General features: G+C 69.3%; 19 protein-coding genes. 6 read left to right on the top strand and 13 right to left on the bottom strand.

Translation table 11 applies throughout. The features are described from left to right. Positions 1-6 precede the first annotated feature (6 nt). From ABTY40_RS00480 to kilB, 12 genes are all read right to left on the bottom strand, one after another. On the bottom strand, positions 7-195 hold the full coding sequence (locus ABTY40_RS00480; RefSeq protein ID WP_352057494.1) for a hypothetical protein: 189 nt from the start codon (positions 193-195) through the stop codon (positions 7-9). Positions 196-239: 44 nt separating this feature from the next. Next, entirely contained in the window at positions 240-482 is a 243-nt protein-coding gene (locus tag ABTY40_RS00475) for a hypothetical protein (RefSeq protein WP_352057493.1), read from the bottom strand. A 153-nt stretch (positions 483-635) separates the two neighbouring features. Continuing rightward, the gene (locus tag ABTY40_RS00470; RefSeq protein WP_352057492.1) at positions 636-2714 is read right to left on the bottom strand and encodes a cell division protein FtsK; all 2079 of its coding nucleotides are present in this window, start codon (positions 2712-2714) and stop codon (positions 636-638) included. A 90-nt stretch (positions 2715-2804) separates the two neighbouring features. Next, positions 2805-3017, bottom strand: coding sequence for a DUF6257 family protein (locus tag ABTY40_RS00465; RefSeq protein WP_352057491.1), 213 nt, complete (start codon positions 3015-3017; stop codon positions 2805-2807). 75 nt (positions 3018-3092) lie between these two features. Then, entirely contained in the window at positions 3093-3284 is a 192-nt protein-coding gene (locus tag ABTY40_RS00460; RefSeq protein WP_352057490.1) for a hypothetical protein, read from the bottom strand. Position 3285: 1 nt separating this feature from the next. Beyond that, on the bottom strand, positions 3286-3666 hold the full coding sequence (locus ABTY40_RS00455) for a DUF6251 family protein (protein ID WP_352057489.1): 381 nt from the start codon (positions 3664-3666) through the stop codon (positions 3286-3288). Positions 3667-3679: 13 nt separating this feature from the next. Next, on the bottom strand, positions 3680-3895 hold the full coding sequence (locus ABTY40_RS00450) for a hypothetical protein (RefSeq protein WP_352057488.1): 216 nt from the start codon (positions 3893-3895) through the stop codon (positions 3680-3682). A 13-nt stretch (positions 3896-3908) separates the two neighbouring features. Next, positions 3909-4250: an RRQRL motif-containing zinc-binding protein gene (locus ABTY40_RS00445; protein WP_352057487.1), complete on the bottom strand. Its 342-nt coding sequence runs from the start codon at positions 4248-4250 to the stop codon at positions 3909-3911. Further along, entirely contained in the window at positions 4247-5326 is a 1080-nt protein-coding gene (locus ABTY40_RS00440; RefSeq protein WP_352057486.1) for a conjugal transfer protein, read from the bottom strand. Before ABTY40_RS00440 ends, ABTY40_RS00445 begins: the two co-directional genes overlap by 4 nt. Positions 5327-5442: 116 nt before the next feature. After that, complete coding sequence (locus ABTY40_RS00435) at positions 5443-5631, bottom strand: hypothetical protein (RefSeq protein WP_352057485.1); 189 nt, start codon at positions 5629-5631, stop codon at positions 5443-5445. Further along, positions 5628-5894: a DUF6284 family protein gene (locus tag ABTY40_RS00430; protein WP_352057484.1), complete on the bottom strand. Its 267-nt coding sequence runs from the start codon at positions 5892-5894 to the stop codon at positions 5628-5630. The genes ABTY40_RS00435 and ABTY40_RS00430 overlap by 4 nt, the downstream gene beginning before the upstream one ends. Before the next feature lie 136 nt (positions 5895-6030). Next, on the bottom strand, positions 6031-6489 hold the full coding sequence (gene kilB, locus ABTY40_RS00425; protein WP_352057483.1) for a plasmid transfer protein KilB: 459 nt from the start codon (positions 6487-6489) through the stop codon (positions 6031-6033). Positions 6490-7111: 622 nt separating this feature from the next. On the opposite strand from kilB, the gene ABTY40_RS00420 reads away from it, so the two are divergent. Further along, positions 7112-8182, top strand: coding sequence for an NsdA family TPR-like regulatory protein (locus ABTY40_RS00420; protein WP_502990447.1), 1071 nt, complete (start codon positions 7112-7114; stop codon positions 8180-8182). Here the strand turns inward: ABTY40_RS00420 and ABTY40_RS00415 are convergent. Then, positions 8166-8942: an NUDIX domain-containing protein gene (locus ABTY40_RS00415; RefSeq protein WP_352057481.1), complete on the bottom strand. Its 777-nt coding sequence runs from the start codon at positions 8940-8942 to the stop codon at positions 8166-8168. The genes ABTY40_RS00420 and ABTY40_RS00415 overlap by 17 nt on opposite strands. 575 nt (positions 8943-9517) lie before the next feature. Here ABTY40_RS00415 and ABTY40_RS00410 point away from each other — a divergent pair. The 5 genes from ABTY40_RS00410 (at position 9518) to ABTY40_RS00390 (ending at position 12633) form a co-directional block, all read left to right on the top strand. Beyond that, positions 9518-9970, top strand: a complete 453-nt coding sequence (locus tag ABTY40_RS00410; protein ID WP_352057480.1) for a DUF6578 domain-containing protein — start codon at positions 9518-9520, stop codon at positions 9968-9970. Between the two features lie 209 nt (positions 9971-10179). Further along, the gene (locus ABTY40_RS00405; RefSeq protein ID WP_352057479.1) at positions 10180-11244 is read left to right on the top strand and encodes an HNH endonuclease; all 1065 of its coding nucleotides are present in this window, start codon (positions 10180-10182) and stop codon (positions 11242-11244) included. A 31-nt stretch (positions 11245-11275) separates the two neighbouring features. Further along, entirely contained in the window at positions 11276-11581 is a 306-nt protein-coding gene (locus ABTY40_RS00400) for a hypothetical protein (RefSeq protein ID WP_352057478.1), read from the top strand. Between the two features lie 85 nt (positions 11582-11666). Continuing rightward, positions 11667-12062, top strand: coding sequence for a DUF6083 domain-containing protein (locus ABTY40_RS00395; protein WP_352057477.1), 396 nt, complete (start codon positions 11667-11669; stop codon positions 12060-12062). 31 nt (positions 12063-12093) lie between these two features. After that, entirely contained in the window at positions 12094-12633 is a 540-nt protein-coding gene (locus tag ABTY40_RS00390) for a DUF4231 domain-containing protein (protein ID WP_352057476.1), read from the top strand. The last annotated feature ends 9 nt before the right edge of the window (positions 12634-12642 follow it).

Raw genomic sequence — 12642 nt, 5'->3', positions numbered from 1 at the left:
AACTCCTCAGAGGTTGGCGGCGGCGTCGATGAGGGACTGTGCGAGGCGGTTGATGGGCCCGGCGGCGCCGGTGGAGGCGAGGAAGAACCCGAACCCGGCGGCGGTGAACGCACCGCCGGGGCCGAGTTCCTTGGAGCGCAGGAGGAAGAACAGGACGAGCCCGAACAGCAGGACCAGGGAGATGGTCACGGCCATGGCGGTATCTCCTTTGACGGTGACCGGTGGAGGCGTCTTGAAGGTCAGCGGGTGCCGTCGCGGTGGATGACGCGGCTGTGGTTGGTCAGGCGCCGGCCGATGCGCAGACGTTTGCCGTGGCCCTTGCAGCGGCGGCAGGGCTCGGCTCGCTTGGGGCGCTTCTTGCGGTCGAGGATGACCCTGCCGCCCAGTCCCCGGCACTTGCGGCAGGTCCCGAACGGCGAGAGCGCACACAACAGTGCGTAACCGGCGAGGGTGAGCAGGGCGGCGAGGCTAGCGAGGGCCATCAGGGGGTCTCCATCCCTTCGACAGGGCGGTTCCGGGGGTTTTTCGCAGGTAGGCCGCTAGACGCTAGCGTGCAGGTCAAGGGCACTTTGGGGTGCTAGCGGGGGTGCTAGACCTAGCAGGCGGGGCTGCTAGGTCTAGCGGTCTTGCTGAGCTCAGGCGGCGGCCCGCTCGTTGTTACGGCGGGTGATGGCGGCGGTGATGTCGGTGCGGTCGATGCCGCGCCGGTTGGCGCCCTTGCCGTCGTCGGTGGTGCCCCAGACCTGTCCGGGCTTGATGCCGTGGGGCTTGAGGGCGGCAGTGACGTTCTCGCCCTTCCAGCCGGTGTAGGCGTCGGGGCGCAGAGCCGCGAGGCGGGTAGCGATCCGCTCGCACCACACGGCCTTCTCGCCGTCGTTGATGACGTCGAGGATGTCGGCCAGGATGTCGTGGCCGGCGGACTTGTCGGGGCCCTTGCCGACGGCGTGGCCGGTGACGTTGCCGTACTCCTCGCGGGCCTTGCGGGCCCGGGCGACGACCTGTTCGGCGGCGACCGCATCCACGAACGCGGAAGCCACGATCTTCGGGTCATCGCCCTCACCGGCCATCCAGCAGATGCCCCGGTCCGAACGGGAGAACATCGTGGCCCGATACCCGGACTTGTACATCGACGTGCCCAGCACCATGTCGTTGGCGGGCTGCCCCATCACCTTCAGGCAGAACCTGAGGATCGCGTTGGCGGAGATCCCGGTGGGCAGGGACTTCGCGTCCGGGCGCTGGGTGCCGAACAGCGTCACGATCCCGAGCGCGGGCCCACGCTTGACGAGATCGGTGCAGATCGCTTCGATCTCCGCCCCGTACTCGTCGTGCTCAAAGGGAACCTGGCACTCATCGAACCCGACCACGATCGGGTGCAGCCCGAGCGACTTGTCATCCGCCAGGGCCGGGGTGACCTTCGACTCCGGGCAGCGCGAGCGCGGCAGGGACTTGATGACCTTCGCCCGCCGGCGCAGCTCCTCCTTCAGTTCCCGCAGCGAGTCCACGACATATTCGATGTCCTCGTCTTCCTCACCCGCGCGGTAACGGTGGCACACCGGCTCCAGGGCGCCGAAGTCGCCGGTGCCCTTGAAATCGAACGCGTGAATCTCGGCGCGCGGGTCGAGAGCGGCGATCAGCAGCAGCAGCCGCATCAGGAACGTCTTGCCCATGCGGGGCACGGAGCCGACGACCACGGCTGCGAACATGAGCGTCACCGCCACGTCCCGCATCCGCTGGTCGTTGCCGAACACGACCGGCTGGAACAGGTCGACCGTTCCAGACTTCAGCAGCGGCCAGGCGGGCTTGGTCGTCTCGTTCATCGGCTTGTCCCCGACCCACAGCACCAGCCGCCCTTCATGCTCGGACGGGTCCGGCGCGGGCCACACACAGCCGACCTTCCGCCGAAGACCGGAGGCGAGAGGCTTGCGGGCCTCCATGATGTCCTCGGGCGTCACGCCGTAGGGCAAGTCGAGATCGGCCCGGTAGCCGGGCCCGTCCCGCACGATCTCGGAGACGAACCGGAGCCCGTTCATGTCGCCGCCCTTCTTGATGGCGGCGGAGATCTTCGCGTTGCCGATCGAGTCCAGCCCCCGCAGCACGATCGACCCGGTGAGCTTCTGGATCTCCGTCTTCAGCACCGCCGGGCCGACGACCGGGGCGTCGGGCTGCTGCCCGGCCATCCCCAGCAGCAGCACCCCACCGGTCGCGAACACGATGAGGTAGGCCGGGGCGATGACGTACAGCCAGAGCGCGAATCCGGCGCCGAAGACGAGGGAGACGAGGGTGACCAGACCGCGCAGCCGGATCCGCCCGGCCCGCAGCCGGGCCAGGCGCATGTACTCCTCCACGTCCTCCGTGCGCACCGCGTAGTCCCGCAGCGGCGCGGCCTCCCGGTCCCACACCCACCGGTTGGTGGACGCGACGAACCGGCACGCTCCCCGCGGCGACATCATCGCCAGCCGCCCGGCATACACCGGGATCCGCACCCCGTGGTAGAGCGCGGCGTAGCCGACGTTCGCCCCCGCGTGCCGGGCAGTCGCCAGAAAGTCCCGCCGGTTCGTCAGCCACCCGGCCAGCACCGGCTTGCGCTTCTCCACCGTCACCTTCGGATCGGGAAGGTTCGGGTTGTCCACCGCCACCGGAGCGGCGGACAGCTCCTCGTCACGGTCTATGTCGGGCACCGGCCGCAGGTGCGCGGCCGTAGGGGTCTCGGTCATGCTGGACGTCTCCTGCTGCTCGAAAGAGTGGAGGGGGAAGGCCCGGGGCGGTCGGGATGCTTGGCGGCTGTCGGCCGCCCCGGGGCACAGCTACTTCCGGTTCTGCTTGGCGTTCTTCTCGGCGCGGTCGCGGGCGCGGTCCAGCAGCCGGTCGACCTTCTTCTCCAGGTCGCCCTGGTAGACGGTTTCGCCGGCGATGCCGCGCTTGGCCATGCGGGCGATGTACCAGCCGAACTTCACGCCCTCGCCAACGGTGAGCGGCGGGTGCTGCGGGTCGTACTCGGCGTTGTTCCTGGCGGCCATGACGGGTCCCTTCCGGGGCCGGGACTGTCCCGACTCCCCACGGCCCCCGCACCGGGCGGGGGCCGCAGGCAGTCGTCAGTCCAGGGGCTTCAGTTCGTGGGCGTGGCACAGGACCGGGGCGATCCAGATGCTGATGCGGTGGACGGTCCACCGGCCGTTCGTGAGCGGCCCGGGGGGAACTTCGTCCAGGATCCGGCCGGTTTTGCCGATGGCGCGGGGGTCGTCCTCGCAGGCGATGATCAGGACTTTCTGTCCGCCTCGGAACATGTCACTTCCCCTTCCGGCCCCGGCGGGCCCTGGCGACGGTCTTCGCGGCCTGCTGCCCGTCAGGGCCGCCGATCGACTTCACGACGGTGTGGACACCCCAGGCCAGAGCGACGGCGAGGAACGCGAGGAGGGCGAGGTTCGCGGCGATCGCGGTCAGCGTGCCGACGAGGAGGGGACCGAAGTAGACGCCCGCGGCGACCGTGCCGGCGCCGATCCCGGAGCCGAGCGCGATGCGCTGCATCGTCCGGTCGGGCGGTGCCTGATGGATGTGCTGGTGCACCACCTGCGGGCCCGGCTGGAGCGGGGCGGGAAGGTGGTCGGCGTAGGTGAAGGTGCCGTCCGGGAGCTGCACGACCCGGACCGGCTCAGGGAGGTTGCTCATGACCGGGTTCCTCTCAGAAGTGGTTGAGCTCCATGGCGAAGAACAGGACCGTCGCGCCCTCCATGGAGGGCAGGTGGCGGGCCGCGTCGGCCTGGAGCTGGAGAAGCGTGTCGAAGCGGGTCCGGCCCGGGGGCGGGGTGTGGGTGCCGGTGAGCGTGCACGTGGCGCCACGGTTGTTCTGGAGAGTCAGCACGTACATGTGCGAGCCCTGCATGTCAGCGGTCTGCATGGTGATCTCCCAGTCAGGCAGCGGCCTGGGTGTCGGGGTAGGCGCAGGGGGTGCAGGTGCCGAGCGAGGTGGGGATGCGGTATCCGGCGTCCCGCCCGCAGGCGGGGCAGATCTGCCGGGCGGTGTTCGCCCGCTCCAGCGCGGCCCGCTTCGCCGGGGTCATCGGCCGGACCGGCTTGGCCCGGTCGACGCGATAGAGGAACGCGACCAGCGGCGGGCGGCCCCGGCGGCGGGGCCGCTCCAGCTGCGCCACGACGGGCTGCCCACCGGGGCGCAGCCCCATCGCCCGCAGTTGCCGGAACGTGGCCAGACCCTCCGGGGCCAGACGCCACCGGTAGACCGGCAGCGCGCTCACGCCGCCTCAGCCCGTTCCGTGCGCAGGGTCTCGCGCAGCCAGCGGCCCTTCTCCGGGGACGTACGTACCGCGCGTCGGATCCGGTCGGCCGTCAGTTGCTCGACCGGCCACCCCTCCGTCAACTGCCGTGCCTCAGCCAGGAGTTCATCCTTGGTGCGGCGCGGCTGGGTGGTTTTGGCGGCGGCGGGGACCCGACCGGTCGCCCGCCGGCGCGGCGCCTGCTCAGCCGCCACGGCCCGGACGGAGACCCGACCGGTCGACCCGACCGACACGGCCGGAGCAGGCTCCTCCTCCCCGTCCGGCACCGGCTCGGTAGGCGCCGGGGCGAGTGCGGGAACGGGCAGGTCAGAGGTAGACCGTTCTGTGACAGCCTGGGTAGATTCCTCCATGTTTGCGGGGTGGATCGATTCGGTGGACCGGTCCACCTCCAGCTCCACCACCATCCCACCCCGATCCGTGAGGACGGGGGCGCCGTTGGTGGTGCCGAACATGGCCGCGAGGGCGGCGTTCACGCCGGCGGTGAGCTGCTGACGCTGGACATCGAGAAGCTGCTCGCCGAGGGCGAGGTCACCGGTGCCGACCCTGGCGGCGAGCTTCCACGCCTTCAGATCCGACCGACGCCGAACCTTCTCGTCCGGGTGGTTCACGGCCCGCGCCCGCTGGTAGGCCAACGCCTGGACGGTCTCGGCCGCGCGGCGTTCGGCCTCGGCGTCCCGTCCGTCGCGGTAGACGACGATCCGCCGGGCCAGGAACGCCGCTCCTTCGGCGGAGGCGGTCATGCCCAGCGGGGTCAGGGCGTAGATGACGGCTTCTTCCTTGGTGCTGGCGGCCATGGCGGACATGACCGACGCTGCGGCCGGCAGGGCCCACAGCCCGGCCCGGATGACCAGCGGCGCCGACTGCCCCAGCAGCGTCAAGCCGAGCAGCACGATCGCCAGGACGGCGGTCGCACCCTCACCGGCCGCGACCGCACCCACCGCCGTCCCCGATCCGAACTTGGAGGTGATGTTGGTGTAGGTGCCGTAGGCGCCGGCGCCGCCGGTGGCGAGCATCGGCACGAACGCCAACCCCAGCACGACCCGCTGAACCTTGCCCAGCGGCCTCCCCGCAGCGGCGGTGCTCGTATCGGCGGTCGGCCGGTCCCGCTCGTGGCCGGGCGACAGGTCCGGGCCTGGGCCGTGCGTGGTGGGCTTCACCGGTCCTCACCCGCCCCGGCGAACTCCTCGTACGCGTCAGCGCGCAGCAGGAGCCGGTGGACGGCGATGACGCCGCACCCGGCCAGGGCGCCGGCCAGGGTGAGGTCACGGACGCCGATCGCGATGCCCCAGACCTCCGTGGCGAAGCACAGGGCCAGCAGGAACCAGTAGGTGAGGGCGTTCACGCCGCACCGCCCGACTGCGCGAGCCCCGCACGGTTGGTGAGGTTCCGGCGCTCGTCCAGGACCCGGTTACGGGCCCGGCGGATACGCCGCTCGTCCAGCGCGGTGGCCGGACGGTCCAGCATCCAGATCTCCACGTCCAGCAGCTCGATCTCCGCCTCAATCAGCGGCATCTCACGCTCAATCGCATCCAGCTCCGCATCCGACGGCCCGCCGTCGAACGAGGTGGCCGTAACAACGGCCTGAAGTGCAGCGATGGACTTCATTGGGTCGTGCTCCCTTCAACCAGGAACGGCCCGACCGAACCCCCGGTGTTCCCGCACCGGGGGTTCTCGCCTTGTGGCGCGGGCCCGTGCCCCGGCCGGGAGTCGGACCCGGCCTGCGACCATCGGGGCGAACAACTCAGAGGGCGTCGGCGGCAGCGGCCACGAGCCGGTCAGCGGCTTCGATCGCCTCGGTCCGGCGGGCGTCGAGCACTGCGGCATCGGCCGCGTGACGCAGACCGTAGGTGGCGCGAGCGGCTGTGCCGGCGTGCTCCGCCAGCGCGGGAACCAGGATCTTCACGGCCGTGAGCGGGGCGGTGATCGCGGCCCGGGTGGCGTGGCTCGCCGTCCGGGCCTGCTCGTAGGCGGCCCGGTCCGCGTCGTTCAGCCGCAGGTCCTCACGGACCCACATCGCCCGGCGGTGCTCCGCCAGGGCCGCGACCAGCGCGGTCACCGCCGCCAGACGCTCCCGCCGTAAGTCAGCGGCCTGCACCGCCACCCGCTCCCGCCGCGTCAGGCGGTACTGCAACAGCCCCGCGACCAGAGCACCGAGCAGGGTGCCGACCACAGCAATGACGCTCGTGACAACAGCTTCCATGGCGAACTCCTTCAAGACGGGATGGGAGCTACCGGCTCCCCTCAACCCCGCCCGTACAGCCACCTCGGAGGGGGGCCGGACGGGCGGAGGAGGCAACCGGTCGGCGGCCCACGGGACGCCGAAGTCAGGTGACGCGGTGGCCGCATGCAGCAGAAGCGGCGCTCAGGGTCTTCGTCGGTACATCGAGACGCCCTCGGGTCAGGGGGACTGTGTCCCCTCGGATCGAAACAAGCACTGCAAGGGGGACCACGTCCCCACTCTCCGGCCGTTGCTCGCGGTCACCGGGCCACCTCGCCAGTCGGGCCGAAGCCCTGTCCCCTGGCCTTCAGCGGGATTGCAGCGTCCCCGCCTTGAGCACACGCCGTCAGGGCCTTCACCACCCATCTGGTGCGCACCAACAGAATGGCATCTGGTGCGCACCAGATGCAACCCCAGGTTCTGGTTGCGTGTCGGTGTGCTCCTCCAGAGAACGGCCTAAGTGGGGTGCCCCGGTAGCCAACTGGGGTTAACCTCATGGGGGTTAACCGGCTTTCACCTGCGGCTTTACGGAGGCGGCGTGGCTAAGGGGTTAAAGGCGATCCGGACCGCACGCGGGTGGTCTCAGGACCGACTGATTCACGAGATGCGTCGATTCGCGGAGCAGCGGCTCATCGACATCGCCTCAGCGGCCAGCCTGAAGACCTACGTGTCAGAGTGGGAGAACGGGCGACGCGCCATCACGGATCGTTACGCCGCGATCCTGCGGCCGCTTCTTGGCGCCACGGACATCGAGCTGCGGGGCGAGGGTGAGACCCCCGAGCCTCAGGCGGACGGCTACTCAGACCTGCTGAGCCGGATCGATGCTGCGGGCAGCCTGAGTCAGTCCATGGTTCCAGCGTTTCTGGCTCAGACCGAACTACTCCGGACCATGGACCGTCAGATGGGCGCAACGGGCTTGGTCGATCAGATGAACGGCCACTTGGCAGCGATGGAGGAAGCGTTGACTTTCGCTGTGCTGCCAGGAGCGCGACGGCCCATCGCGACAGCCCTCGCGGGGGCATCCACCCTCGCCGCCTGGCAGGCGCTGGACGCCGGCGCCGTGGATCGGGCATGGCGACGGTATGAACTTGCCAAGAAGGCAGCTCAGGACGCCGAATCCCCGTTGTACCTGGCGCATGCCATGGGAGAGCAGGCGTACGTACTGGCGGATGCCGGTCGGCCTCGGCTGGCCGTTGAGCTGGTGCGAGACGCGCAGCGCACTCATTCTGAACGCCAGTCACCCCGCTTGAGGGCATGGCTGGCGGCGGCAGAGGCGGAGCTGTGTGCCGCCGTCGGCGGCCCGGAGATGGAATCGGCCGCGAGGGCGGCCCTAGAGCGGGCGACCGCACTCCTTCCGGACGATGGCGAGGTGCGCGACGCCGACATGCTGAGCATCTTTCTCAACACCGGCCATCTGTCGAGATGGCGGGGGAACGTCCTGGCTAAGCTGGGCGATGCCTCAGCAATGGAGGAGCTGTACGCGTCGCTCCGAACTGCCGACGAGACCTTTGTTCGTGCGAACTCCGGCATCCATTGCGACCTGACCCAGGCACACCTGGCCCGGGGCGAGCTGGACGAAGCGCGGACCCATCTTCAGAAGGCCCGGTTGCTGGCGAACCGCACGGGATCCGTGCGGTACCGCCGGCGCGTCGAGCTTCTTACCGGGCGCCTCTAGAGCGAGACGCGAGGATGTGGAGCAGGGCGACGAGCGTGCCTGAGCCCATGAGCTTGCCCTCGGTCATGAGACGCGGGATGTCGTCAAGCGGGATCCAAGCGATCTCCCCAGCTTCCTCGGCGTCGGTTGGCTCGCCGACCTTCTCGGCGCCACGTGCCACAAAAATCTCATGCGGCGAGTCGACCATCCCGATCATCGGCTGGTAGCTCAATACGTGCTCGACAGGGCCGGGGCGCCACCCCGTTTCTTCTTCGGTCTCACGGGCCGCCGTGGCGGCAGTGTCCTCGCCCTCGTCGACGATTCCGCCGGGCAGCTCCCACCCCCACTGCTGCGGCACGAAGCGGTACCGCCACAGCATGAGCACGCGGTCCTGGTCATCGATGACGGCCGTAACCGCTACACGGAAGAGGCGGACGACGTGATGTTCGAAGCGCTCGACTCCGGGTGGTTCGACATCGACCAGGTCCAGGTTCACCCACCGGTTCTCGTAGACGTGGCGGGAGCCGTGGATCTTCCACGGCTCCATCTCCGCTGGCGTCGGGACACTCTCGCCGCCGAGGACGCGGTAGGAGCTGCGGTCATGAGCCTTGATGAAGTGCTCGTTCGACAGACGGGCGAGCACCTGACGCAGCGCGGTGCGGCCGATCTCCAGCTCGGCGCTCAACGCTCGCTCGGACGGCAGCTTGTCGCCGGGGCCGTAGCGCCCGGACTCGATCCACGATCTGATCGTCTCGTAGACCCTCTGCGTCTTGGGTCCCATCCTTGGCGCACACTCCCGGTTCGTCGGCTGGTGACAGCCAGCGTATCCGGGGAGCAGAACGGATGACTCAGCCAATCGAATCCCACCTTCTCGTGACGGCCCCGCCCAAGCGGGCCCTGTGTCGGGCCTGTGGCGCGCACACCCCGGCGCTCCTGCGTCTCGTGCGCCGATCTGACGGCAGTCAGTGACGGCAACACCGGCGTACATGAGCGGTCTCGTACCCCCTTCGACGCCCTGAGCGCCGCTAGTTCAGGAGCGCCGTCCAGGGATTGACAGCGCAGTTGGGCGAACTTACAAAGCAGATGTCGGCGGTTCGAAACCGTCCGCGCCCACCAGCAGGTAGATAGACAAAGGCCCAGGTCACCGGTACTGAACCGGGAACCTGGGCCTTCGTCGTTCCCCGGCCGGGAGCCGGCGGTGGGGTGTCGCACCACTTACTTGCCGCACTCTCCTGTGGTGTGGGGCGGTAGAGATGGCCCCACTCGCAGGCCGGGGCGCCACAGCGCCGGCTGTCAGGTGATGTCGGCGTCGAGGCTCTGGAGAGCGAAGATGTGGCTGTCGAAGGGGGAAGCCTCATGAGCGTGGGCCGCTCGGCGGAGAATGACGACAGGGCGTTGACGATTTGGGTCGATGACTGGCAGATGCAGTGCTGCGGAGAGAGCTTCGTGCCAGGGGATGTCGTCTCGTGGACCCTGCTGGAAGTCGATCCGGAGGACTACGCCGACATCGTCGGTGGCGAACGTGCGGATGAGATCGACTTCTGCGAAGAGCATCACGGCCAGGACGGGGGACGCATGCCCACCTCGGTGGAGGTGGTGTCGATCGTCGAGGTGCACTGCCGTTACGGGGTGGCCCCGGGTGCCACGGACAAGGCGAACCGCCCCGTTCCGGGCACGACCGTGCTGGTGCCGGTGGAGAAGGCGGACGGGTGGGCGAAGGCCAGGCCGGGCGTGAGTTTCGCGGGCTACTTGGTGACCGCCAGGCGGGTCACCGACCTGCCAGAAGGTGCGACTGCTCGCGATCGATGAGTGAGCCGGAGGCACGCCTACCGGATGTGTGCGGGTCGAGCGTCGATCACGGGGACCGGAGGTTCGCTGCGGTGGCCCCGATCTGTGCCGGCTGTGGCTACGCACAGGGAGAGAGCTGCGGTGCCGGATCCGCTGCGTGCCCGGTGGATGCGTCCCGTCACCAGGAGGCCCCCCAGCAGGTTGTCAGCGGCCACCCTTACCCTTCCGCCATGCGCAAAGGTGAGATCGGTCCGCAGGACGTCCTCAAAGCCATGGCGGAGTACGACGAGTTAGGCCGTGACCGGTTCCTGTCGAAGTACGGGTACATGCCGTCCACCGGGTACCTCCTCATTCACGAGGACCGGACGTACGACTCGAAAGCCATCGCCGGTGTGGCCCACAAGTTCAGCCAGGGCCGGGCCCTGAGGCCTGATGAGTTGAGCGGAGGCAGATCGCACGCTGCGAGGTGGCTCGCCCGGCAGGGTTTCCTCATCCGCGCGACGCGGAGCCCGGACTGGACGCGTGACGAAATCATTCTTGCTTGCGACCTGGCGATGGCCAATGGCTGGAAGCGGCTGGAGTTCGACGACCCACGCGTGATCGAGCTGTCCGCACTGCTGCAGGCCATGCCGATCCATCCTGTGGAGCAGCGGAACGAGCTGTTCAGGAACCCCAACGGTGTAGCTCGCAAAACGGTGGACATCACGTGTCGGCACCCGGATTACCCGGGGAAGCCCACCAACGGCAACGCACTCGACTCCGAAGTCCTGATGGACTTCCTTGCCCACCCGGCTGAGATGGCTGCGGTGGCTCAGCTTATTCGGCGTGGTCTCACCACCGGCACATTCCAGGACACGCCCCCACAGGTGGAGGAGGACGATGATGACGGTGCCCCCGAGGGGCGCCTCCTCGTCCGCCGGCACAAGGCCCGGGAGCGGAGCAAGAGCCTGCGCAAGAAGAAGATTGCTTCCGTACTTCAGCGCGGTGGGCGGTTGGCGTGCGAGGCGTGCGGTTTTGACTTCGAGGAGGTCTATGGCGACCGCGGGGCCGGATACATCGAATGTCATCACGTCGTGCCGCTGCACGAAGCGGGCGAGGGGCGGACGAAGCTCAGCGATCTCGCACTCATATGCGCCAACTGTCATCGCATGATCCATCGGGCTGCGCCGTGGCCGACTCCGGATGAGTTGCGAGCTTCCATCCAGCGCAAGCATGCAAACGACAGGCGCGCGGCGGAAGTTGTGGCACGGCCTCGCAGGGCGGCCGACGAGCAGATGCCCGGCCTTGTGATCTGACACCCGGGTGACAGGGATGTCCTGCAGCACGATGCAGGACGTCAAGGTGGGTGCATTCGGCTTCGAGGCGGCCAGGCGTTCGGTCGCCGATCAGGCCGGTGCCGGTGCCGGTGCCGACGTGGCGTTGCGGTACGCGGTTGCTGACGGTCCTGCCCTGCGGGAGGTGCGGGAGTTGTGGGCGGCGCCGTGCGAGCGGCTGGTCGGTGGCGCTTCGGAGCCCCGGGGCGTCCGGGCGGGTAAGCGGGTGGAGCTGCTGGAGGAGGAGTGTCTCGTCGGGACCGCTCAGGCGGCCGTCGTCGGGGACGACGGCCGAAAGGCGACCTGTCGGAGGGTGTGAGGGGGCGGTCACACTCGGGCACATGGGGGCGACAGGGGCGGACCGCCCGGAGAGGTGTGAGGGGTGTGGGGAGGGGCGCCCCGGTGTGCGGGCGCGGGGGCGGGTCCGGGTGGTGGCCGTGCTGTGCGAGGAGTGCTGGGACAGGGCCGCCAACGACTTCGCGCTGGACGAGGGGGCGACGGCCGCGCCGCCCGGGGAGCCGGGGCCGGACGACCTGGGCTGGATCGAGGCGGCTGTGTGCCCCCGGTGCGGGCGGGAGGTGCGGGCGTACCGGACCAACTACGACCGGTGGGTGCACCTGGACGACGAGGAGCTGCCCCCGGGGGAGGTGCCGGCGCGGTTCCGGTGGCGGCTGATGCGGCGGTACGCCCGCCATACGGAGATGGTCGTGGAGACCGTGGCCGTACGCGTGCGGGCCGTCGATCCGTGGCTGGGCGAGTGGGTGGTGCCCGCCCACGGCATGCGGTGCGAGCCGGTTTGACGTCAACACGGGGGCAGGGTGTACTCCCGGCATGGCTGAGCTGGGGGACGCGCCCGACACGGACGTGCAGAGCGGTGAGATGACGCCGCAGAAGTACATCGAGAGCAGACTCGGGCAGTACCAGGAGTGGTACGACACCAAAGCGGCCCGGATGAAGGCCATGCACCTGCGGATGCGGACCGTCTCCGTCGTCGGTGGCGCGCTGGTCCCCGTCTTCGTCAACCTCGACCTGGGGTTCGCGCGGGTCACGGCGACCGTGCTCAGCGTGGTGGTCGTCGCGGCGGTGTCCCTGGAGAGCGTGTACCGCTTCAGGGAGCAGTGGAAGAACTACCGGTCCACCGAGCAGCTTCTCGGGCACGAGCGGATCTACTTCGAGACCCGGGTCGGGCCGTACCACGGGCTGTCGAAGCGGGAGGCGTTCTCCCTGCTCGTCGCGCGCGTGGAGAAGGCCATCGCGGGGGAGAACTCCGCCACCCTGAACGTGATGACCCTGGGCGGACAGGTCTTTGCCGACGTGCAGCAGCACGGTGTCGTCCCCTCGCCCCGCCGGTCGCCCGAGGCGGTGGCCTGAGGGAGTCCC

This window comes from Streptomyces sp. NPDC126503, assembly GCF_040302405.1.
Lineage (GTDB): Bacteria > Actinomycetota > Actinomycetes > Streptomycetales > Streptomycetaceae > Streptomyces > Streptomyces gulbargensis.
The sequence above is the reverse complement of the archived record's forward strand: the minus strand, read 5'-3'. Positions and strand labels throughout refer to the sequence as shown.

Coding starts and splice junctions, on each gene's coding strand:
- ABTY40_RS00415 (WP_352057481.1), bottom strand. CDS start 8,942: ATGGGACCCAAGACGCAGAGGGTCTACGAGACGATCAGATCGTGGATC.
- ABTY40_RS00420 (WP_502990447.1), top strand. CDS start 7,112: ATGCGTCGATTCGCGGAGCAGCGGCTCATCGACATCGCCTCAGCGGCC.
- ABTY40_RS00465 (WP_352057491.1), bottom strand. CDS start 3,017: ATGGCCGCCAGGAACAACGCCGAGTACGACCCGCAGCACCCGCCGCTC.
- ABTY40_RS00390 (WP_352057476.1), top strand. CDS start 12,094: ATGGCTGAGCTGGGGGACGCGCCCGACACGGACGTGCAGAGCGGTGAG.
- kilB (WP_352057483.1), bottom strand. CDS start 6,489: ATGGAAGCTGTTGTCACGAGCGTCATTGCTGTGGTCGGCACCCTGCTC.
- ABTY40_RS00400 (WP_352057478.1), top strand. CDS start 11,276: ATGCAGGACGTCAAGGTGGGTGCATTCGGCTTCGAGGCGGCCAGGCGT.
- ABTY40_RS00460 (WP_352057490.1), bottom strand. CDS start 3,284: ATGTTCCGAGGCGGACAGAAAGTCCTGATCATCGCCTGCGAGGACGAC.
- ABTY40_RS00470 (WP_352057492.1), bottom strand. CDS start 2,714: ATGACCGAGACCCCTACGGCCGCGCACCTGCGGCCGGTGCCCGACATA.
- ABTY40_RS00430 (WP_352057484.1), bottom strand. CDS start 5,894: ATGAAGTCCATCGCTGCACTTCAGGCCGTTGTTACGGCCACCTCGTTC.
- ABTY40_RS00405 (WP_352057479.1), top strand. CDS start 10,180: ATGCGCAAAGGTGAGATCGGTCCGCAGGACGTCCTCAAAGCCATGGCG.
- ABTY40_RS00480 (WP_352057494.1), bottom strand. CDS start 195: ATGGCCGTGACCATCTCCCTGGTCCTGCTGTTCGGGCTCGTCCTGTTC.
- ABTY40_RS00455 (WP_352057489.1), bottom strand. CDS start 3,666: ATGAGCAACCTCCCTGAGCCGGTCCGGGTCGTGCAGCTCCCGGACGGC.
- ABTY40_RS00410 (WP_352057480.1), top strand. CDS start 9,518: ATGAGCGTGGGCCGCTCGGCGGAGAATGACGACAGGGCGTTGACGATT.
- ABTY40_RS00450 (WP_352057488.1), bottom strand. CDS start 3,895: ATGCAGACCGCTGACATGCAGGGCTCGCACATGTACGTGCTGACTCTC.
- ABTY40_RS00475 (WP_352057493.1), bottom strand. CDS start 482: ATGGCCCTCGCTAGCCTCGCCGCCCTGCTCACCCTCGCCGGTTACGCA.